Origin of the sequence: Leclercia adecarboxylata (assembly GCF_023639785.1) — a bacterium.
Taxonomy (GTDB): domain Bacteria; phylum Pseudomonadota; class Gammaproteobacteria; order Enterobacterales; family Enterobacteriaceae; genus Enterobacter; species Enterobacter adecarboxylatus_D.
Map to the genome: position 1 here is coordinate 3,879,714 of NZ_CP098325.1, position 18,614 is coordinate 3,898,327.

Genomic DNA, 18,614 nt, shown 5'->3' on the forward strand with positions numbered 1-18,614 from the left:
CGCTATTTCATACGGGTTCAAGTGAGTATAGCAAACGCAATTCCGGCGGAATTTTATCGCCGGATGGCGGCTACGCCTTATCCGGCCTACGTGTTGCGTTTATGTAGGCCCGGTAAGCGCAGCGCCACCGGGCACATACTTACTCGTCTTCCAGGTAGGTGTAGCCGTACAGACCGGCTTCAAACTCTTCCAGGAACTGTTTCTGCAACGTGTCGTCCAGATCGGTCTTTTTCACCTGATCGCGGAACTGGGTCAGCAGCTTGTTCGGATCGAGCTGAACGTACTGAAGCATATCCGCCACGGTGTCGCCCTCGTCGGAGAGCTCCACTTCCACGTTGCCGTCAGGGAAGACAAACACGTCAACCGCTTCGGTGTCGCCGAACAGGTTGTGCATGTTGCCGAGGATCTCCTGATAGGCCCCGACCATAAAGAAGCCCAGCATTGGTGGGTTCTCCGGATCGTACTCCGGCATTGGCATGGTAGTGGCGATACCGTCACCGTCAATGTAGTGGTCGATCGCCCCGTCGGAGTCACAGGTGATATCCAGCAGCACCGCACGACGCTCAGGCACCTGGTTCAGCCCTTCCAGCGGCAGAACCGGGAACAGCTGATCGATACCCCAGGCGTCCGGCATCGACTGGAAGAGCGAGAAGTTGACGTACATCTTGTCCGCCATACGCTCCTGCAGCTCGTCGATAATCGGACGGTGCGCGCGGTTGCTCGGGTCAAGCTGTTTCTGCACTTCGTGGCACATGTTCAGATACAGCTGCTCCGCCCAGGCGCGCTCCTGCAGGCTGAACGCACCGGATGAATAGCCGATGTGAATGTCATGCAGATCCATCTGGCTGTCGTGCAGCCACTCGCGCAGGGAACGGCGCGTACCCGGCTCGTGCATCTCCTGCCAGGTTTCCCACATGCTTTGCAGGGAACGCGGGGCATCATCCGCCGGAGGCGTCGCTTCGGTGATTTCGCTGCGCTCAACGCCGATGATGTTGGAGACCAGCACCGTGTGGTGCGCGGTTACCGCACGCCCGGATTCGGTGATCACCGTCGGGTGCGGCAGGCCGTGCTCTTCACAGGCATCGCCAATCGCCCAGATGATGTTGTTAGCGTATTCGTTCAGGCCGTAGTTGACGGAGCAGTCGGACTGCGAGCGCGTACCTTCATAGTCCACGCCCAGACCACCGCCCACGTCGAAGCACTGGATATTCACGCCCAGCTTGTGCAGCTCAACGTAGAAACGGGCCGACTCACGCACGCCGGTGGCGATGTCGCGAATATTGGCCATCTGTGAGCCGAGGTGGAAGTGCAGCAGCTGAATGCTGTCCAGACGACCGCGTTCGCGCAGGATTTCCACCAGCTGCAGAACCTGGTTCGCCGCCAGACCGAATTTGGATTTTTCGCCGCCGGAGGACTGCCACTTACCGGAGCCCTGGGAAGCCAGGCGCGCACGCACGCCAAGACGCGGTACCACGTTCAGGCGCTCGGCCTCTTCCAGCACGATAGCGATCTCAGTCATCTTCTCGATAACCAGATAGACCTTGTGGCCCATCTTCTCACCGATTAGCGCCAGGCGAATGTATTCGCGGTCTTTATAGCCGTTACAGACGATCACCGAGCGGGTCATGCCGGCATGCGCCAGGACGGCCATCAGTTCTGCTTTAGAACCCGCTTCCAGTCCCAGCGGTTCGCCAGAATGAATTAAGGATTCGATTACGCGACGATGCTGGTTCACCTTGATCGGATAAACCAGGAAGTAATCGCCGTTGTAGCCATAGGATTCACGCGCGCGCTTAAAGGCGGCGTTAATGGAACGCAGACGGTGTTGCAGGATCTGCGGGAAGCAGAACAGAGCAGGCAGACGCTGACCCTGCGCTTCACGTGCTTTCACCAGTTTGGCGAGATCGACGCGCGCTTCCGGTACGTCAGGATCCGGGCAAACGCTGATGTGGCCCAGCTCGTTGACGTCGTAGTAGTTATTGCCCCACCAGGCAATATTGTAAGTGCGCAGCATCTTGCTGGCTTCCTGGGAGCTCATCGCAACCTCCTGCATAGAACGTAGTACACCCTGTTCGCCCGCTGACGAAGGCGAAACCGAAGACATGTCGTCAGACATAGCGAACCTCAACTCTTACTATTCAGTGTAAAACAGTTGACTACTATCGCAGCGTCAATCTGCGATAACAACCCATTATCCGACCAGCTTTCCAGCACAGAATGCTGAAAGCCGGGCCGTGCGACCGGTTTCTTATTCATATCATTGTAAAACACGTATCCGAACTCTGTATGACAAGGTTCGGCGAAACCACGAGAAAACTCTTGTATTTACAAGAGCGCCCTTGTTCAGTCTTCGCAAAGCGTAGTGCCAGCCCTGGAGTCCTGAGAAGCGCCGAGATGGGTATAACATCGGCAGGTTTGCAGATTAGAAATGCGAATGGCGGGGAACATGTTCCGGCCTGAAAGGCAGAACTGAATTAGCGGAAAACGACGGTTCATTATCTCGTATCACCTCCACGCAAGCCTGAATAAACCCGCGACAAGTTAAAGCTAAAAGTTCACTGCTTTACCCGGCTGGAAGTGGCGACACGAAGAAACGTCGTGTGCTTTTTTGTATGAGCCGCGCGCCGCGTTTTATACCGACAAGACGGGGAAAATGCAAAATATAAATGCGTGCATTGACACACCGTCAGCAAAAATTTCCAGCCGGGTTTTCAACGGCGTAGCCACTCATTCAAAAAAAGCTGGAAATCGGGCGAAGAAGTGACCTAAAATAGCCATCCAGATGTTAATCCATCCATACTGATTAACACTCAGACTGCCAGTGTCATCATCTGCAAGTCCTGGTGGAAAAAACTACCACGACGACCCCACACGACAGTTTGAGCTAAATAAATTCTCCTTAGGTAAATTAAAACATGGCAAAACACCTGTTTACGTCCGAGTCCGTATCAGAAGGACATCCTGATAAAATTGCTGACCAAATCTCCGACGCGGTGCTGGACGCGATCCTCGAGCAGGATCCAAAGGCGCGCGTAGCGTGTGAAACCTATGTCAAAACCGGCATGGTCATGGTTGGCGGTGAAATCACTACCAGTGCATGGGTTGATATCGAAGAGATCACCCGTAACACCGTGCGTGAAATCGGCTATGTGCATTCTGATATGGGTTTTGATGCCAACTCTTGCGCCGTCCTGAGCGCGATTGGCAAACAGTCCCCGGACATTAACCAGGGCGTTGACCGTGCCGATCCGCTGGAACAGGGCGCGGGCGACCAGGGCCTGATGTTTGGCTATGCGACCAACGAAACCGACGTGCTGATGCCAGCGCCGATCACCTATGCTCATCGTCTGGTGCAGCGCCAGGCTGAAGTGCGTAAAAACGGCACCCTGCCATGGCTGCGTCCGGATGCGAAAAGCCAGGTCACCTTCCAGTACGACGACGGCAAAATTGTCGGCATCGACGCGGTGGTTCTGTCTACTCAGCACGCTGAAGATATCGACCAGAAATCCCTGCAGGAAGCCGTGATGGAAGAGATCATCAAGCCGGTTCTGCCAACCGAGTGGCTGAATGCCTCCACCAAATACTTCATCAACCCAACAGGCCGTTTTGTAATCGGTGGACCAATGGGCGACTGCGGTCTGACCGGTCGTAAGATCATCGTTGATACCTACGGCGGCATGGCGCGTCACGGTGGCGGCGCGTTCTCCGGTAAGGATCCGTCTAAAGTTGACCGTTCTGCAGCGTACGCGGCACGTTATGTGGCGAAAAACATCGTTGCTGCTGGTCTGGCTGACCGCTGTGAGATCCAGGTTTCCTACGCTATCGGCGTGGCAGAACCGACCTCCATCATGGTTGAAACCTTCGGCACCGAAAAAGTGCCTTCAGAACAGCTGACCCTGCTGGTACGCGAGTTCTTCGACCTGCGTCCGTACGGTCTGATTCAGATGCTGGATCTGCTGCACCCAATCTACAAAGAAACCGCTGCTTACGGTCACTTTGGTCGCGAACATTTCCCATGGGAAAAAACCGACAAAGCCGCTCAGCTGCGTGAAGCTGCCGGTCTGAAATAATCGACTGACAACGCTTGAATGAGGCCAGCCCCGTGCTGGCCTTTTTATTTTTCTGCTTTATAACCCCTGTCTGAAAACGCTCTCACCGCGATAAAAGCGCTGCCCTTTCGGAATACTCTCTTTGTTTGTCTCGCCCCTCTCACATACTTTTACAGCATCCCATTCAAATCTTTACATTCATAAAACAAAAAACCAACTGGAGGGCTTCATGCCTGATAATAAAAAAAAGGGGCGGGCGTCCAATAAGACGATGACATTCTTCGTCTGCTTCCTCGCAGCACTGGCCGGATTACTGTTCGGTCTGGATATCGGCGTGATTGCCGGTGCCCTGCCGTTCATTACTGATGAATTCCAGATCAGCTCCCATACCCAGGAGTGGGTGGTCAGCTCAATGATGTTCGGGGCTGCGGTCGGGGCGGTCGGCAGCGGCTGGCTCTCCTTCAAGCTCGGGCGTAAAAAGAGCCTGATGATTGGCGCGATCCTGTTTGTCGCCGGCTCGCTCTTCTCTGCCGCGGCACCTAACGTGGAAGTGCTGATTGCCTCCCGCGTACTGCTGGGCCTGGCGGTCGGTGTCGCCTCTTATACCGCGCCGCTGTACCTGTCGGAGATCGCACCGGAGAAAATCCGCGGCAGCATGATCTCCATGTATCAGCTGATGATTACTATCGGTATTCTCGGGGCCTATCTTTCCGACACCGCATTTAGCTACAGCGGCGCATGGCGCTGGATGCTGGGTGTGATCATTATCCCGGCGGTGCTGCTGCTGATTGGCGTCTTCTTCCTGCCGGACAGCCCGCGATGGTTTGCAGCCAAACGCCGCTTTAACGATGCGGAACGGGTGCTGCTGCGCCTGCGCGACACCAGCGCGGAAGCGAAGCGCGAGCTGGAAGAGATCCGCGAAAGCCTGCAGGTAAAACAGAGCGGCTGGGCGCTGTTCAAAGAGAACAGCAACTTCCGTCGGGCGGTGTTCCTTGGCGTGCTGCTGCAGATCATGCAGCAGTTCACCGGAATGAACGTCATCATGTATTACGCGCCGAAAATCTTTGAGCTGGCGGGTTACAGCAATACCACCCAGCAGATGTGGGGCACCGTGATTGTCGGCCTGACCAACGTGCTGGCAACCTTTATCGCCATCGGTCTGGTGGATCGCTGGGGCCGTAAACCGACGCTGACGCTGGGCTTCCTGGTAATGGCCGTCGGCATGGGCGTGCTGGGTACCATGCTGCATGTGGGTATCGAGTCCCCTGCTATGCAGTACGTGGCCGTCGGAATGCTGCTGATGTTTATCGTCGGTTTTGCGATGAGTGCTGGCCCGCTGATCTGGGTGCTGTGTTCTGAGATCCAGCCGCTGAAAGGCCGCGACTTCGGTATCACCTGCTCCACCGCCACCAACTGGATCGCCAACATGATTGTCGGCGCAACCTTCCTGACCATGCTCGATACGCTGGGTAACGCCAACACCTTCTGGGTGTACGGCGGTCTGAACCTGCTGTTTATCGTGCTGACCCTGTGGCTGGTTCCTGAAACTAAACACGTTTCCCTGGAACATATCGAACGCAACCTGATGAAAGGCCGTCCGCTGCGCGAAATTGGCGCTCACGACTGATCTTTCCGGCTTCCTCCCTCGCGGAGGAAGCCGCTTGCACCGCTCCGCCGCACGCTCTATGCTCTGCCCCTATGAAAACACCCCGTCTCCCCATTGCGCTTCAGCAAGCCGCCATGCGCAGCCTGCGCGAAAAACTGGCCCAGGCCAACCTGAAGCTCGGTCGGAACTACCCTGAACCTAAGCTGGTCTGGCAGCAGCGCGGCACCGCAGCAGGCACCGCCTGGTTGGATGCCTACGAGATCCGCCTCAACCCCGTTTTAATGCTGGAAAACCAGCAGGCCTTTATCGACGAAGTGGTGCCCCACGAGCTGGCGCATCTGCTGGTGTGGAAGCACTTTGGCCGCGTGGCCCCGCACGGCAAAGAGTGGAAATGGATGATGGAAGCGGTGCTGGGCGTTCCAGCGCGGCGAACCCACCAGTTCGAGCTTGATTCCGTACGTCGCAATACGTTCCCCTACCGCTGCCAGTGTCAGCAGCACCAGCTCACGGTGCGTCGCCATAACCGGGTAGTGCGCGGGGAGGCCACTTACTGCTGCGTTAAATGCGGTGAACCGCTTATTGCCGAGTAAGCGGCGGAACAATCAGGAACATTCCTGATCTGCCTGATTGCATACAAGAACAACTTTCGTTACGTTGCGGGCTCGTTTTGACACGGAGTTCACGATGTCCCGTAATTTCTCTCTCGCGGTCGCGTTTCTGGCGACGGCGTTCTCAGGCCACGCGCTGGCCGAAGGTATCAACAGTTTCTCTCAGGCAAAAGCCGCAGGCGTGAAGGTCAATGCTGACGTCGCGGGTGACTTTTACTGTGGCTGCAAAATTAACTGGCAGGGCAAAAAAGGGGTCGTGGACCTGGCGTCCTGCGGCTACAAAGTGCGTAAAAATGAAAACCGGGCCAACCGCATTGAATGGGAACATGTGGTTCCGGCCTGGCAGTTCGGCCACCAGCGCCAGTGCTGGCAGGATGGCGGACGTAAAAACTGCGCCAAAGACCCGGTTTATCGCCAGATTGAAAGCGACATGCATAACCTGCAACCCGCCGTGGGCGAGGTGAATGGCGATCGCGGCAACTTTATGTACAGCCAGTGGAACGGCGGCGAGGGCCAATACGGCCAGTGTGCCATGAAGGTCGATTTTAAAGAGAAGCTTGCCGAGCCACCGGCCCGTGCGCGCGGTAGTATCGCCCGCACCTACTTCTATATGCGCGATCGCTATAACCTCAACCTCTCCCGCCAGCAAACCCAGCTCTTCAACGCCTGGGATAAACTCTATCCGGTGACTGCCTGGGAGTGCGAGCGTGACGTGCGCATTGCTAAAGTTCAGGGGAATCACAACCCTTACGTCCAGCGCGCTTGCCAGGCGCAAAAGAGCTAACCTACACTAGCGGCAATTGTTTCTTTAAGTATACCCCTCACCCTAACCCTCTCCCCACAGGGGAGAGGGGATAGAATGTGCCGGGTACTCAGCTCTTGATGGATTTCTTAACTATGCGTGTACCTCGTATTTATCATCCCGAACCTATCGCCGCAGGCAGCGAGATTGCCCTGTCTGAAGAGGCCGCTAACCACGTGGGTCGCGTGCTGCGCATGGGTGCTGGCCAGGCCATTCAGCTGTTTGATGGTTCAAACCAGGTGTTTGACGCAAACATCATCCGCGCCGATAAAAAAAGCGTGCACGTCAGTATCGTGAGTAGCGAAATCGACGATCGTGAATCACCGCTGCATATCCATTTAGGCCAGGTGATGTCGCGCGGCGAAAAAATGGAATTCACTATCCAGAAATCGATCGAACTGGGTGTAAGCCTCATTACGCCACTTTTTTCTGAGCGCTGCGGCGTTAAACTGGATGCTGAACGTCTGAATAAGAAGCTCCAGCAGTGGCAAAAAATCGCCATTGCCGCCTGTGAGCAGTGTGGCCGCAACCGCGTCCCGGAGATCCGCCCGGCAATGGATCTCGAAGCCTGGTGTGCGGAAGAGGAGCAGGGCCTGAAGCTCAACCTTCATCCCCGCGCCAGCGCCAGCATCAACACCCTGCCGCTGCCGGTTGAGCGCGTGCGCTTGTTGATTGGCCCGGAAGGCGGCCTGTCGGCGGATGAAATCGCCATGACCGCCCGCTACCAGTTTACTGATATTCTGTTGGGACCCCGCGTTCTGCGTACTGAGACCACCGCGCTAACCGCCATCACTGCCCTGCAGGTGCGTTTTGGCGATTTAGGTTGAAGCATTAACGGAGAAGACAATGATCAAGCTCGGCATCGTGATGGACCCCATCGCAAGCATCAATATCAAGAAAGATTCCAGCTTCGCTATGCTGCTGGAAGCGCAACGTCGCGGCTACCAGCTCCACTATATGGAGATGAGCGACCTGTACCTGATTAACGGCGAAGCGCGTGCGCGCACCCGCATCGTCAACGTCGAGCAGAATTACGATAAATGGTATGAGTTCGGTTCCGAGCAGGATCTGCCCCTGGCCGAGCTCGACGTCATCCTGATGCGTAAAGATCCGCCGTTCGACACGGAATACATCTACTGCACCTATATCCTTGAGCGCGCAGAAGAGAAAGGCACGCTGATCGTTAACAAACCGCAGAGCCTGCGCGACTGCAACGAGAAGCTCTACACCGCCTGGTTCTCCGACCTGACCCCAGAGACGCTGGTGACGCGCAGCAAAGCACAGCTGAAAGCCTTCTGGCAGAAACACGGCGATATCATCCTGAAGCCGCTGGACGGCATGGGCGGCGCCTCTATCTTCCGCGTCAAAGAGGGTGACCCGAACCTGGGCGTTATCGCTGAGACCCTGACCGAGCATGGCACCCGCTACTGCATGGCCCAGAACTATATTCCGGCGATTGTCGACGGCGACAAGCGCGTGCTGGTGGTGGACGGCGAGCCGGTTCCCTACTGCCTGGCGCGTATTCCCCAGGGCGGCGAAACCCGTGGTAACCTGGCGGCCGGTGGCCGTGGCGAACCGCGTCCGCTGACCGAAAGCGACTGGGAAATTGCCCGCCGCGTAGGTCCGCTGTTAAAAGCCAAGGGGCTGATCTTCGTGGGCCTCGACATCATTGGCGACCGCCTCACAGAAGTGAACGTCACCAGCCCGACCTGTATTCGTGAAATCGAAGCTGAGTTCCCGGTCTCTATTACCGGCATGCTGATGGATGCCATCGAAAAACGGCTGAAGCAGTAACCAGAATAATACTGTTAGTGACAGCACCCAGGTTTCTCCGCATACTGGGCGCTGTCGCTTTTTAAACCAGGAAACAGAACCTCTGACAATGAATTTACAGCATCACTTTCTTATTGCCATGCCTGCTCTCCAGGACCCGATTTTCCGCCGTTCCGTGGTTTATATCTGCGAGTACAGTGAAGAGGGCGCGATGGGGATTATCATCAATAAACCGCTGGAAAATCTTTCTGTTGAAGGCATTCTGGAAAAATTGAAAATTTCCCAGGACGAACGTGTGCCTGAGATTCGTCTCGATAAAGCGGTCATGCTCGGTGGCCCGCTGGCAGAAGATCGGGGCTTTATTTTGCATACGCCGCCAGGTTTTTCCTCCAGTATCCGTATCTCTGACAATACCGTTGTGACCACCTCTCGTGACGTGCTGGAGACGCTGGGCACAGAAAAGCAACCTGCCGATGTGCTGGTCGCGCTCGGTTACTCCTCATGGGAAAAAGGTCAGCTTGAGCAGGAGATCCTGGATAATGCCTGGCTCACTGCCCCGGCAGATTTGAATATCCTGTTTAAAACCCCCATCGCCGATCGCTGGCGCGATGCGGCTAAGCTGATTGGCATTGATATCCAGACCATGCCTGGCGTAGCGGGGCATGCCTGATGAGCGGCACGCTTCTCGCCTTTGATTTCGGCACCAAAAGTATTGGCGTGGCGATCGGCCAGCGCATTACCGGCACCGCTCGCCCGCTGACGGCGCTGAAAGCGCAGAACGGCACCCCGGACTGGAGCCTGATTGAACGCCTGCTGAAAGAGTGGCAGCCGGATGAGGTGATTGTCGGCTTACCGCTGAATATGGATGGCACCGAACAGCCATTAACTGCCCGGGCGCGCAATTTCGCCAATAAAATTCATGGCCGTTTTGGGGTAGCGATTAAGCTGCACGACGAACGGTTAAGTACGGTAGAAGCCCGTGCCGGTCTGTTTGAGCATGGCGGTTTTCGCGCACTCAACAAAGGCAGCGTCGATTCCGCCTCCGCCGTGATTATCCTCGAGAGTTTCTTCGAGCAGGGTTACTGATCACCCTTCCCTTTGCCCGGCCCCCCGGGCAAATCCCTTTTATTCCGCCAGCAGCGTGGCGTTGAGTGCGGTCAGTTCCTCAAGACGCGTACGGACGCTCGCATCCTCAATATTCCACATACCGGCAAACGCCAGCGCGGCATGATGCGCGCCCACGGGCAGAGCCATAGAGACTTCCCCGTCGTCATGATGCCAGATCACATGCCCCTGCTCGCGCTGCTGGGCCACATGCGGGGCAAGGTTTTGCCACTGTTCAGGCGTAAAGCGAGGAATGAGCGCTTCATCCGTTTCGCTCGCCAGCAGCGACATACCAATCACCGATTGCCAGGCTGGCAACATGTGGAAACCGGCCAGCGCCTGGCTGGTCTGGCTGCCGGGAACGGAGTGCCAGATATAGATAACCTGGTCTTCCCACAGCACCCCCAGCGCCACCACGATATCCCGTGGCGCATGGCGTTCCAGCCGGGGCAGCGCCCTGGAGAACAGCTCAGAGCCACGGATAGACTGTGCCGCAAGGGCATGAATGCCGGGGCCGGGAAGATAGCGACGATGCTCGTCCTGCATGGTCAGGCCAATGGAGGCCATCGTCATCAGCAAACGGTTAACACGGGTGGTGTTAATCCCCATCAGTCGTGCGAGTTCACGGCAGCCGATGGCGCGGCCGCTGGAAACCAGATATTGCAGACAGCGAATGCCGTCGATAAGACTTTGGTTCGGTTGTGATGACATAGCCGCTTCAATCAGTGCAATAAGAAAGTCGATTTTAGCGCCCGTACAGAAGGAAACAAGGCCGTGAAGCGCATTCTCTGCTGTGGCTAACGCATTACAGCCGCCCCTGCGCCCTGCGCTCGGCAAGGCTCTGCTCGAAGTTTTGCATGCCTGCCTGCTGCCCGGTCTGGATCACGCCGGGCAGTTGCCAGGTTTTACCTTCCCGGATCAAATTTGCTGCGGCAGGGGTATTCACCAGCAGCTCAAACAGCGCAACGCGACCCTGCTGGTTATCCCTTTCGAGCTTTTGCGCCAGCACGGCGCGCAGGCTACCTGCCAGCTGCTTACGCACCGGCTCTTTTTCCTGCGCGGGGAAGGCATCCACCAGCCTCTCTACCGCCTGAGCCGCTCCCCGGGTATGCAGGGTCGCCAGCACCAGATGCCCCGTCTCGGCGGCGGTAAGCGCAAGGCGGATTGTCTCGCTGTCACGCAGTTCGCCCAGCAGGATCACATCCGGATCCTCACGCAGGGCAGCTCTTAGCCCGTCGGCAAACGACGGGCAATGCAGGCCAATCTCCCTCTGCTGCACCAGGCAGCGCTTGCTCTGATGGATAAACTCCACCGGATCTTCCAGGGTCAGGATATGCCCGTCGCTATGGTGATTAAGAAAATCGACCATTGCCGCAAGGGTGGTGGATTTCCCACTGCCGGTTGCCCCGGTCACCAGAATCAGGCCGTTATCGTTGGTCAGCAGCTCGGGTATCGCCCGCGGCGTCCCCAGGGTCCGCAGCTGCGGACACTGCTGTGCCAGCAGACGCAGCGCCAGCGAACACCCTTGCGTATGGGCAAAGGCGCTGGCACGCAGCCGGTGGCTCTCCAGCGCGACGGCAAAATCCACCTGCCCCTGGGCGTACCAGGCTCCCTGCTGCTCATCGCTGAGCCAGCTTTTCAGCAGCATGGCGACATCCGGCCCTGGAAAAGGGGCGAATTCCATTTTCCCGCGCCGCCGCCAGCGAGGTGGCGCGTTACTGCACAGGTGTAGATCCGACACGTTATGCTTTACACTAAGGGCCACAATTTCTTCCATATCCATTTAATGATCCCCGGAAAATGAACGACATTGCGCATAACCTGGCACAGGTCAGGGACAAAATCTCAGCCGCAGCAACAGGTTGCGGCCGTGCTTCAGAAGAAGTTTCGTTGCTTGCAGTCAGTAAAACCAAACCTGCGAGCGCCATCGCAGAAGCGATTGACGCAGGCCAGCGCATGTTCGGTGAAAACTACGTGCAGGAAGGGGTGGAAAAGATTCGCCACTTCCGGGAAGCCGGCACCGCGGATCTGCAGTGGCACTTTATCGGGCCCTTGCAGTCGAACAAAAGCCGGCTGGTGGCAGAGCATTTCGACTGGTGTCATACGGTCGATCGGCTGCGCATCGCCACCCGTCTGAGCGAGCAGCGACCGGCAGAGATGCCTCCACTTAACGTGCTGATTCAAGTCAATATTAGTGATGAAAACAGCAAATCCGGTATTGCGCTGGAAGCGCTTGACGAGCTGGCGGAACAGGTGGCTACGCTGCCCGGCCTGAGGCTTCGCGGGTTAATGGCGATCCCGGCGCCGGAGTCAGATTACGACAGGCAGTTTGCCGTTGCCCGGCAAATGGCTGTAGCATTTGAGGCGCTTAAAACACGCTTCCCAACGGTCGACACGCTTTCACTGGGCATGACGGACGATATGGCTGCCGCGATTGCGGCTGGCAGCACCATGGTGCGCATCGGGACTGCTATTTTCGGCGCGCGCGATTACACCCAATAATAAGGAAACCTGAGGAACGCCATGAAGACGTTGACCTTCCTGCTCTCAACGGTCATTGAACTGTATACGATGGTGCTTTTGTTACGCGTCTGGATGCAGTGGGCCCGTTGTGATTTTTACAACCCCTTCTCACAGTTTGTCGTGAAAGTCACCCAGCCGATTGTCGGGCCCCTGCGCCGGGTGATCCCGCCGATGGGGCCTATTGACAGCGCTTCTCTGCTGATTGCGCTGATCCTGTGCGTGGTAAAAGCGATAGTGCTGTTTATGGTCATCACCTTCCAGCCGATCATCTGGATCGCGGCGGTGTTGATCCTGATAAAAACGATCGGCCTGCTGATTTTCTGGGTGCTGCTGCTGATGGCGATCATGAGCTGGGTAAGCCAGGGCCGAAGCCCGGTGGAATACTCTCTGATTCAGCTCGCCGACCCGCTGCTGCGCCCGATTCGTAATCTGCTGCCGGCCATGGGCGGAATCGATTTTTCCCCGATGATCCTCGTCCTGCTGCTGTACGTGATCAACATGGGTATCGCTGAACTGCTGCAGTCCACAGGCAACATGCTGCTGCCGGGGCTGTGGATGGCGTTATGAGTGCTGTCAGCACTTGCGCCGACGGGCTGGTTTTACGGCTGTATATTCAGCCAAAAGCCAGCCGTGATTCGATTATCGGGCTGCATGGCGACGAAGTAAAAGTCGCCATCACCGCGCCCCCTGTAGACGGCCAGGCGAATGCCCACCTGGTGAAGTATCTGGCGAAGCAGTTTCGCGTCGCGAAAGGCCATGTGCTGATCGAGAAGGGTGAACTGGGACGCCACAAGCAGGTCAAAATTCGTAATCCGCAACATATCCCGACGGAAGTCGCGGCACTGATACAACAGGATTAACACATGCAAAAAGTTGTTCTCGCTACCGGTAACGCCGGTAAAGTGCGCGAGCTGGCCTCGCTGTTAAATGATTTTGGCCTGGACGTGGTTGCCCAGACCGAGCTGGGCGTGGACTCTGCCGAAGAGACCGGCCTGACGTTTATCGAAAATGCCATTCTGAAGGCGCGCCACGCTGCACAGGTCACCGGCCTGCCAGCGATTGCCGACGACTCCGGTCTGGCAGTGGACGTGCTTGGCGGTGCGCCGGGGATCTACTCCGCCCGCTATTCCGGCGTCGATGCCAGCGACCAGCAGAACCTTGAAAAACTGCTGGACGCGCTCAAGGAGGTACCGGATGAACAGCGCCAGGCACAGTTCCACTGCGTACTGGTCTATATGCGTCATGCCGAAGACCCAACGCCCATTGTCTGCCACGGCAACTGGCCGGGCGTGATCGCCCGCGAGGCGGCAGGTAGCGGCGGCTTTGGCTATGACCCGATCTTCTTTGTCCCGACCGAGGGCAAAACCGCTGCGGAACTGACCCGCGAAGAAAAAAGCGCGATCTCCCACCGTGGACGCGCCCTGAAACTGTTACTGGAAGCATTACGTAATGGCTAATTTGCCACCTCTGAGTCTTTACATTCACATCCCGTGGTGCGTGCAGAAATGCCCGTACTGCGATTTCAACTCGCATGCGCTGAAAGGCGAAGTGCCTCATGACGATTACGTCCAGCATCTGCTTGCCGATCTGGACGCCGACGTTGCCTGCGCCCAGGGACGTGAAGTTAAGACCATTTTTATCGGTGGCGGTACGCCGAGCCTGCTCTCAGGCCCGGCGATGCAGACGCTGCTGGACGGCGTGCGTGCGCGCCTTAATCTGGCAGCGGATGCAGAAATTACCATGGAGGCCAATCCGGGGACGGTTGAGGCCGACCGTTTTGTGGAGTATCAGCGCGCCGGGGTGAACCGTATATCCATTGGCGTACAGAGCTTCAGCGAGCCGAAGTTAAAGCGTCTGGGACGAATTCATGGCCCGGATGAGGCGAAGCGTGCCGCGCACCTGGCAACGGGTCTGGGATTGCGCAGCTTTAACCTCGACCTGATGCACGGCCTGCCCGATCAGTCTCTGGAAGAGGCGCTGGACGATCTGCGCCAGGCCATTGCGCTGAACCCGCCGCACCTGTCGTGGTATCAGCTGACAATTGAGCCGAACACGCTGTTTGGATCGCGCCCCCCGGTACTGCCTGACGATGACGCGCTGTGGGATATTTTCGAGCAGGGCCACCAGCTTCTGACCGCCGCCGGGTATCAGCAGTACGAAACCTCGGCCTACGCAAAGCCGGGCTACCAGTGTCAGCACAACCTGAACTACTGGCGTTTTGGCGATTACCTGGGCATTGGCTGTGGCGCTCATGGCAAAGTGACTTTCCCGGACGGGCGTATTCTGCGTACCGCCAAAACGCGCCATCCGCGTGGCTATATGGAAGGACGCTATCTTGAGCGCAGCCATGATGTCGAAGCCGAAGATAAGCCGTTCGAGTTCTTTATGAACCGCTTCCGTCTGCTGGAAGCCGCACCGCGCACGGAGTTTACGCTGTATACCGGATTAGCGGAGTCGGTGATTCGCCCGCAGATTAACGAGGCGCTGGCGCAGGGGTATCTGACCGAGAGCGCAGATTTCTGGCAGATTACCGAGCATGGCAAACTGTTCTTAAATTCCCTTCTTGAGCTGTTCCTCGCCGAAGATTCTGAAGCCTGATTCCGGATTTTGCATCCCGTTCTGCTGGCTGAGGGAAAAGCTGGCAGAGTGTGGGGATGGAAATTATCTATTCTTATGCAAAACGGCTCCGCCGTGATATGACCAAAGAAGAGAGACGGCTCTGGTATTTGTTACGCAGCCGTCGGTTCGCTCATTATAAATTTCGTCGCCAGCATCCTGTCGGGAATTACATTCTGGATTTCGTTTGTTGCGAGGCTCGTCTGGCTATCGAGCTGGATGGAGGACAACACGATGAAAGAGAAGAATATGACCAGCAGAGAACCGCCTGGCTGGATCAAAAAGGCTGGCGGGTGATTCGGTTCTGGAACAACGAACTCTGGAATAACGAGGAAGGGGTGTTAGAAAAAATATTAGCTACCCTGCAAACGCTTCTACCCTCACCCCGGCCCTCTCCCTGAAAGGGAGAGGGAGAAAACCACTCCCGTGCCCGCCTCGGGCAACAGACTGTTCCCTCTCCCCTTGGGGGAGAGGGTTAGGGTGAGGGGCCCAGACCGCACTAACCTACTTCAGCGACCCCACCAGCCCCTTACGGCTCTCTTCCAGCGAAACCACGCGTTTACACACGTCTTTGCCGAATTTCTGGAAATCCGCTTCCTGGTTTTTCCATTCGTTCTGAATAGAGGTTTGCAGGCCGCCCAGGCTACCCAGCACGCCCTGCAGCGGGTTGCCACCGCCCTTCAGCACCGCTTTGGCGCCCATCTCGTTAATGCTGTCCTGCAGAATGCCGCCCATCGCCTGGTTCACCAGCTGCTGCCCGTCGGCACGCACCTGGTCGATCGCCTGATAGTGGAACGTCAGGCCATCAGTACGATGTTCAATAATGCGGTTCATCTGCTCTTTTAGCTGCGCGTCCAGTTTGGTCAGGCGCGAGCGCATGTTGCTGCTCTCCCCTACCTCTTTGGCGATGATCTTATCCAGCGCAACACGGCCTTTTTCCACGCGGGTCTTCGCGCCTTCATCGATCCACGGCAGCGCGCTGCGCAGATCGGCCTGGTAATCTTTCGCCTGTTCACGCTGGGCGGCGCTGAGCGGGTACTGCTTACCGTTGAACATGACGTTGCCATCAGGAGTGATCACCAGGTTGCCGTTCTCACCTTTTACCTGCACGGTTTGTGGACTGAGGATCACATCGTCGCGCGGCGTGACTTCGCATTTGTACTCTGCGTGAGCAGTCAGAGCCGTGGTCATTAAAGCCGCAGCGAGCAGCGTTTTGCGCATCATATCTTCTCCCTCATACAAAATGGGCCAGCAATTGCTGGCCCCTGATGCTCTATTAGTCCCACCAAATGTCGAAAAGTTCGCTGATGCGCACCTCTTCGAATTTGTGGTCTTCCAGCCACTTGCGCACGATGGCCTGATGTTCTTCAGTGCACTGGCCAATCTCCTGTTTGCAGATCAACCCTTCCCACGCCAGGTAGCCGCTGCCGTCAAACGCCAGCTTGTTCGGCTCGATAACTTCATTGATGAACGCATCCACGTCTTCATCAATTTTTTCTACGCTGGTGCCTTCCGGGAAACGCCACGCAACCGAAAAACCAATCTCCTGGAACTCGTCGATGTGCATTTTCTTACGCAGACGACGGCTACGGTTCTTTGCCATTATTTCACCCTCTCGAACATTAAGTCCCATACGCCGTGACCAAGACGATGGCCACGCTGTTCAAATTTGGTTACCGGACGTGATTCAGGACGCGGCACATAGTCATTGCTCTGCGACTGGTTTTTATACCCGTCGAGACCTGACATCACTTCCAGCATGTGTTCCGCATACTGTTCCCAGTCGGTCGCCATGTGGAAAACACCACCCAGCTTCAGCTTGCTTTTGACCAGTTCGGCAAACGGTGCCTGAACGATACGGCGTTTATTATGACGCGCTTTGTGCCATGGGTCAGGGAAAAAGAGCTGAACCATGTTCAGAGAATTGTCAGGAATCATCTTGTGCAGCACTTCTACCGCGTCGTGACACATGACGCGCAGGTTCTCAACGCCCTCTTCATGCGCCGTCGCCAGGCAAGCGCCCACGCCCGGTGAGTGTACCTCAATGCCGAGGAAGTTCTGCTCCGGGCGCGCTTTTGCCATCGTTACCAGCGAAGCGCCCATGCCGAAACCGATCTCCAGGGTAATCGGCGCATCGCGGCCAAACAGCTCAACAAAGTCGAGCGGCTGGTCGGTGAACTCAACGCCCATCACCGGCCAGTAGTTATCCAGCGCGTGCTGCTGCCCTTTTGTCAGGCGCCCCTGACGGCGGACAAAGCTGCGAATACGGCGCAGCGGGCGGCCGTTTTCATCAAATTCCGGTGATATGACGTCGTTTTTCATAAAAGAGTAGTCTGCTTGTGAGAATGTTCGGGAAACGGGCATTATCCAAAGTTAATGACCGGATGCAAGCATGGGAAAGATCCGGTTTACAGCCGCATGCCTCTGTGCTGCAATCTGCGTCCCTGATACCGCAAAGCGAAGACCATGCAAGCCTCTCAATTTTCAGCCCAGGTGCTGGACTGGTACGACAAATACGGGCGTAAAACCCTGCCCTGGCAAATTGAAAAAACACCGTACAAAGTATGGCTCTCAGAGGTGATGTTGCAACAAACGCAGGTCGCGACGGTTATCCCTTATTTTGAGCGCTTTATGGCGCGTTTCCCGACGGTCACCGATCTGGCCAACGCCCCTCTGGACGAAGTGCTGCATCTGTGGACCGGGCTCGGCTATTACGCCCGCGCCCGCAATCTGCATAAAGCCGCGCAGCAGGTGGTTTCGCTGCACGGTGGCATCTTCCCGGAAACCTTCGATGAAGTCGCCGCCCTGCCGGGTGTCGGGCGCTCCACCGCCGGGGCGATCCTCTCCCTTTCGCTGGGTAAACATTTCCCTATTCTCGACGGTAACGTGAAACGCGTGCTGGCACGCTGCTATGCCGTTGGCGGCTGGCCGGGCAAAAAAGAGGTGGAAAAACGCCTGTGGGAAATCAGCGAAGCGGTGACGCCAGCCAAAGGTGTTGAACGCTTTAACCAGGCGATGATGGATCTCGGGGCGATGGTCTGCACCCGCTCGAAGCCTAAATGCGAACTTTGCCCGCTCAATAATCTGTGCGTGGCCTATGCTAACCAGTCGTGGGCGCACTATCCCGGTAAAAAGCCTAAGCAGACTCTGCCAGAGCGTACCGGCTATTTTCTGCTGATGCAGCACGAAGAGACCGTGTACCTCGCCCAGCGTCCACCGAGTGGATTATGGGGTGGCCTGTTCTGCTTCCCGCAGTTTGAGGATGAGGCCGGACTTCGCGACTGGCTGGCGCAGCGCGGCATCAGCGCCGATACTCTTGTGCAGCTCACTGCGTTTCGCCACACCTTCAGCCATTTCCATCTGGATATTGTGCCGATGTGGCTTCCCGTGTCCTCATTCACGGCGTGCATGGATGAAGGCAGCGCTCTCTGGTATAACTTAGCGCAACCGCCGTCAGTGGGTCTGGCGGCTCCCGTAGAGCGCCTGTTACAGCAATTACGTGTCGGAGCAACGGTTTAGCTCCGGGCGACAAA

At 56.8% G+C, this 18,614-nt stretch carries 23 protein-coding genes; 15 read left to right on the forward strand and 8 right to left on the reverse strand.

Annotation, left to right across the window (positions count from 1 at the left end; translation table 11 throughout):
• Window positions 1-139: 139 nt before the first annotated feature.
• From speA to NB069_RS22505, 3 genes are all read right to left on the reverse strand, one after another.
• A complete protein-coding gene (speA, locus tag NB069_RS18280; RefSeq protein WP_250585858.1) occupies window positions 140-2,116 on the reverse strand; it encodes a biosynthetic arginine decarboxylase in 1,977 nt (658 codons plus the stop codon).
• Between the two features lie 8 nt (window positions 2,117-2,124).
• A complete protein-coding gene (gene yqgB, locus NB069_RS18285; RefSeq protein WP_250589542.1) occupies window positions 2,125-2,256 on the reverse strand; it encodes an acid stress response protein YqgB in 132 nt (43 codons plus the stop codon).
• 87 nt (window positions 2,257-2,343) lie between these two features.
• Window positions 2,344-2,496, reverse strand: a complete 153-nt coding sequence (locus NB069_RS22505) for a hypothetical protein (protein WP_419146408.1) — start codon at window positions 2,494-2,496, stop codon at window positions 2,344-2,346.
• A gap of 419 nt (window positions 2,497-2,915) precedes the next feature.
• On the opposite strand from NB069_RS22505, the gene metK reads away from it, so the two are divergent.
• From metK to ruvX, 8 genes are all read left to right on the forward strand, one after another.
• Window positions 2,916-4,070 carry a methionine adenosyltransferase gene (gene metK / locus NB069_RS18290; RefSeq protein WP_250585860.1) on the forward strand — a complete coding sequence of 385 codons (1,155 nt, stop codon included), beginning with the start codon at window positions 2,916-2,918 and terminating at the stop codon, window positions 4,068-4,070.
• 208 nt (window positions 4,071-4,278) lie between these two features.
• On the forward strand, window positions 4,279-5,676 hold the full coding sequence (locus NB069_RS18295; protein WP_250585862.1) for a sugar porter family MFS transporter: 1,398 nt from the start codon (window positions 4,279-4,281) through the stop codon (window positions 5,674-5,676).
• Between the two features lie 71 nt (window positions 5,677-5,747).
• Complete coding sequence (locus NB069_RS18300; protein ID WP_250585864.1) at window positions 5,748-6,245, forward strand: SprT family zinc-dependent metalloprotease; 498 nt, start codon at window positions 5,748-5,750, stop codon at window positions 6,243-6,245.
• 94 nt (window positions 6,246-6,339) lie between these two features.
• Window positions 6,340-7,047 (forward strand): deoxyribonuclease I, encoded by a 708-nt coding sequence (gene endA, locus NB069_RS18305; RefSeq protein ID WP_250585866.1) that lies wholly within the window; start codon window positions 6,340-6,342, stop codon window positions 7,045-7,047.
• A 113-nt stretch (window positions 7,048-7,160) separates the two neighbouring features.
• The gene (gene rsmE / locus NB069_RS18310) at window positions 7,161-7,892 is read left to right on the forward strand and encodes a 16S rRNA (uracil(1498)-N(3))-methyltransferase (RefSeq protein WP_250585868.1); all 732 of its coding nucleotides are present in this window, start codon (window positions 7,161-7,163) and stop codon (window positions 7,890-7,892) included.
• Between the two features lie 19 nt (window positions 7,893-7,911).
• A complete protein-coding gene (gshB, locus tag NB069_RS18315) occupies window positions 7,912-8,859 on the forward strand; it encodes a glutathione synthase (protein WP_250585870.1) in 948 nt (315 codons plus the stop codon).
• A gap of 88 nt (window positions 8,860-8,947) precedes the next feature.
• Complete coding sequence (locus tag NB069_RS18320; RefSeq protein ID WP_250585872.1) at window positions 8,948-9,508, forward strand: YqgE/AlgH family protein; 561 nt, start codon at window positions 8,948-8,950, stop codon at window positions 9,506-9,508.
• Complete coding sequence (gene ruvX, locus NB069_RS18325; protein ID WP_250585874.1) at window positions 9,508-9,924, forward strand: Holliday junction resolvase RuvX; 417 nt, start codon at window positions 9,508-9,510, stop codon at window positions 9,922-9,924. Before NB069_RS18320 ends, ruvX begins: the two co-directional genes overlap by 1 nt.
• 39 nt (window positions 9,925-9,963) lie before the next feature.
• Here ruvX and NB069_RS18330 read toward each other — a convergent pair whose 3' ends face one another.
• On the reverse strand, window positions 9,964-10,653 hold the full coding sequence (locus NB069_RS18330; protein ID WP_250585876.1) for an IclR family transcriptional regulator: 690 nt from the start codon (window positions 10,651-10,653) through the stop codon (window positions 9,964-9,966).
• A gap of 94 nt (window positions 10,654-10,747) precedes the next feature.
• Window positions 10,748-11,725, reverse strand: a complete 978-nt coding sequence (locus NB069_RS18335) for a type IV pilus twitching motility protein PilT (protein ID WP_250585878.1) — start codon at window positions 11,723-11,725, stop codon at window positions 10,748-10,750.
• Window positions 11,726-11,742: 17 nt separating this feature from the next.
• Here NB069_RS18335 and NB069_RS18340 point away from each other — a divergent pair, with 17 nt between their 5' ends.
• From NB069_RS18340 to NB069_RS18365, 6 genes are read left to right on the forward strand one after another with little or no spacing between them, the layout of a single operon-like run.
• A complete protein-coding gene (locus NB069_RS18340; RefSeq protein ID WP_250585880.1) occupies window positions 11,743-12,444 on the forward strand; it encodes a YggS family pyridoxal phosphate-dependent enzyme in 702 nt (233 codons plus the stop codon).
• Between the two features lie 21 nt (window positions 12,445-12,465).
• A complete protein-coding gene (locus tag NB069_RS18345) occupies window positions 12,466-13,032 on the forward strand; it encodes a YggT family protein (protein WP_250585882.1) in 567 nt (188 codons plus the stop codon).
• Window positions 13,029-13,325, forward strand: a complete 297-nt coding sequence (yggU, locus tag NB069_RS18350; protein WP_250585884.1) for a DUF167 family protein YggU — start codon at window positions 13,029-13,031, stop codon at window positions 13,323-13,325. The genes NB069_RS18345 and yggU overlap by 4 nt, the downstream gene beginning before the upstream one ends.
• A 3-nt stretch (window positions 13,326-13,328) precedes the next feature.
• Entirely contained in the window at window positions 13,329-13,922 is a 594-nt protein-coding gene (locus NB069_RS18355) for an XTP/dITP diphosphatase (RefSeq protein ID WP_250585886.1), read from the forward strand.
• Complete coding sequence (hemW, locus tag NB069_RS18360) at window positions 13,915-15,063, forward strand: radical SAM family heme chaperone HemW (protein ID WP_250585888.1); 1,149 nt, start codon at window positions 13,915-13,917, stop codon at window positions 15,061-15,063. Before NB069_RS18355 ends, hemW begins: the two co-directional genes overlap by 8 nt.
• Window positions 15,064-15,119: 56 nt before the next feature.
• On the forward strand, window positions 15,120-15,482 hold the full coding sequence (locus NB069_RS18365; RefSeq protein ID WP_250585890.1) for an endonuclease domain-containing protein: 363 nt from the start codon (window positions 15,120-15,122) through the stop codon (window positions 15,480-15,482).
• Window positions 15,483-15,585: 103 nt separating this feature from the next.
• Here NB069_RS18365 and NB069_RS18370 read toward each other — a convergent pair whose 3' ends face one another.
• The 3 genes from NB069_RS18370 to trmB are packed head-to-tail and all read right to left on the reverse strand — an operon-like array spanning window position 15,586 to window position 17,403.
• Window positions 15,586-16,305 carry a DUF2884 domain-containing protein gene (locus NB069_RS18370; protein WP_250585892.1) on the reverse strand — a complete coding sequence of 240 codons (720 nt, stop codon included), beginning with the start codon at window positions 16,303-16,305 and terminating at the stop codon, window positions 15,586-15,588.
• Window positions 16,306-16,357: 52 nt separating this feature from the next.
• Window positions 16,358-16,684 (reverse strand): YggL family protein, encoded by a 327-nt coding sequence (locus tag NB069_RS18375; protein ID WP_039029792.1) that lies wholly within the window; start codon window positions 16,682-16,684, stop codon window positions 16,358-16,360.
• Window positions 16,684-17,403, reverse strand: a complete 720-nt coding sequence (gene trmB, locus NB069_RS18380; RefSeq protein ID WP_250585894.1) for a tRNA (guanosine(46)-N7)-methyltransferase TrmB — start codon at window positions 17,401-17,403, stop codon at window positions 16,684-16,686. The genes NB069_RS18375 and trmB overlap by 1 nt, the downstream gene beginning before the upstream one ends.
• Window positions 17,404-17,547: 144 nt before the next feature.
• On the opposite strand from trmB, the gene mutY reads away from it, so the two are divergent.
• Window positions 17,548-18,600, forward strand: coding sequence for an A/G-specific adenine glycosylase (mutY, locus tag NB069_RS18385; protein ID WP_250585896.1), 1,053 nt, complete (start codon window positions 17,548-17,550; stop codon window positions 18,598-18,600).
• Window positions 18,601-18,614 lie beyond the last annotated feature (14 nt).

Coding starts and splice junctions, on each gene's coding strand:
- speA (WP_250585858.1), bottom strand. CDS start 2,116: ATGTCTGACGACATGTCTTCGGTTTCGCCTTCGTCAGCGGGCGAACAG.
- yqgB (WP_250589542.1), bottom strand. CDS start 2,256: ATGAATAAGAAACCGGTCGCACGGCCCGGCTTTCAGCATTCTGTGCTG.
- NB069_RS22505 (WP_419146408.1), bottom strand. CDS start 2,496: ATGAACCGTCGTTTTCCGCTAATTCAGTTCTGCCTTTCAGGCCGGAAC.
- metK (WP_250585860.1), top strand. CDS start 2,916: ATGGCAAAACACCTGTTTACGTCCGAGTCCGTATCAGAAGGACATCCT.
- NB069_RS18295 (WP_250585862.1), top strand. CDS start 4,279: ATGCCTGATAATAAAAAAAAGGGGCGGGCGTCCAATAAGACGATGACA.
- NB069_RS18300 (WP_250585864.1), top strand. CDS start 5,748: ATGAAAACACCCCGTCTCCCCATTGCGCTTCAGCAAGCCGCCATGCGC.
- endA (WP_250585866.1), top strand. CDS start 6,340: ATGTCCCGTAATTTCTCTCTCGCGGTCGCGTTTCTGGCGACGGCGTTC.
- rsmE (WP_250585868.1), top strand. CDS start 7,161: ATGCGTGTACCTCGTATTTATCATCCCGAACCTATCGCCGCAGGCAGC.
- gshB (WP_250585870.1), top strand. CDS start 7,912: ATGATCAAGCTCGGCATCGTGATGGACCCCATCGCAAGCATCAATATC.
- NB069_RS18320 (WP_250585872.1), top strand. CDS start 8,948: ATGAATTTACAGCATCACTTTCTTATTGCCATGCCTGCTCTCCAGGAC.
- ruvX (WP_250585874.1), top strand. CDS start 9,508: ATGAGCGGCACGCTTCTCGCCTTTGATTTCGGCACCAAAAGTATTGGC.
- NB069_RS18330 (WP_250585876.1), bottom strand. CDS start 10,653: ATGTCATCACAACCGAACCAAAGTCTTATCGACGGCATTCGCTGTCTG.
- NB069_RS18335 (WP_250585878.1), bottom strand. CDS start 11,725: ATGGATATGGAAGAAATTGTGGCCCTTAGTGTAAAGCATAACGTGTCG.
- NB069_RS18340 (WP_250585880.1), top strand. CDS start 11,743: ATGAACGACATTGCGCATAACCTGGCACAGGTCAGGGACAAAATCTCA.
- NB069_RS18345 (WP_250585882.1), top strand. CDS start 12,466: ATGAAGACGTTGACCTTCCTGCTCTCAACGGTCATTGAACTGTATACG.
- yggU (WP_250585884.1), top strand. CDS start 13,029: ATGAGTGCTGTCAGCACTTGCGCCGACGGGCTGGTTTTACGGCTGTAT.
- NB069_RS18355 (WP_250585886.1), top strand. CDS start 13,329: ATGCAAAAAGTTGTTCTCGCTACCGGTAACGCCGGTAAAGTGCGCGAG.
- hemW (WP_250585888.1), top strand. CDS start 13,915: ATGGCTAATTTGCCACCTCTGAGTCTTTACATTCACATCCCGTGGTGC.
- NB069_RS18365 (WP_250585890.1), top strand. CDS start 15,120: ATGGAAATTATCTATTCTTATGCAAAACGGCTCCGCCGTGATATGACC.
- NB069_RS18370 (WP_250585892.1), bottom strand. CDS start 16,305: ATGATGCGCAAAACGCTGCTCGCTGCGGCTTTAATGACCACGGCTCTG.
- NB069_RS18375 (WP_039029792.1), bottom strand. CDS start 16,684: ATGGCAAAGAACCGTAGCCGTCGTCTGCGTAAGAAAATGCACATCGAC.
- trmB (WP_250585894.1), bottom strand. CDS start 17,403: ATGAAAAACGACGTCATATCACCGGAATTTGATGAAAACGGCCGCCCG.
- mutY (WP_250585896.1), top strand. CDS start 17,548: ATGCAAGCCTCTCAATTTTCAGCCCAGGTGCTGGACTGGTACGACAAA.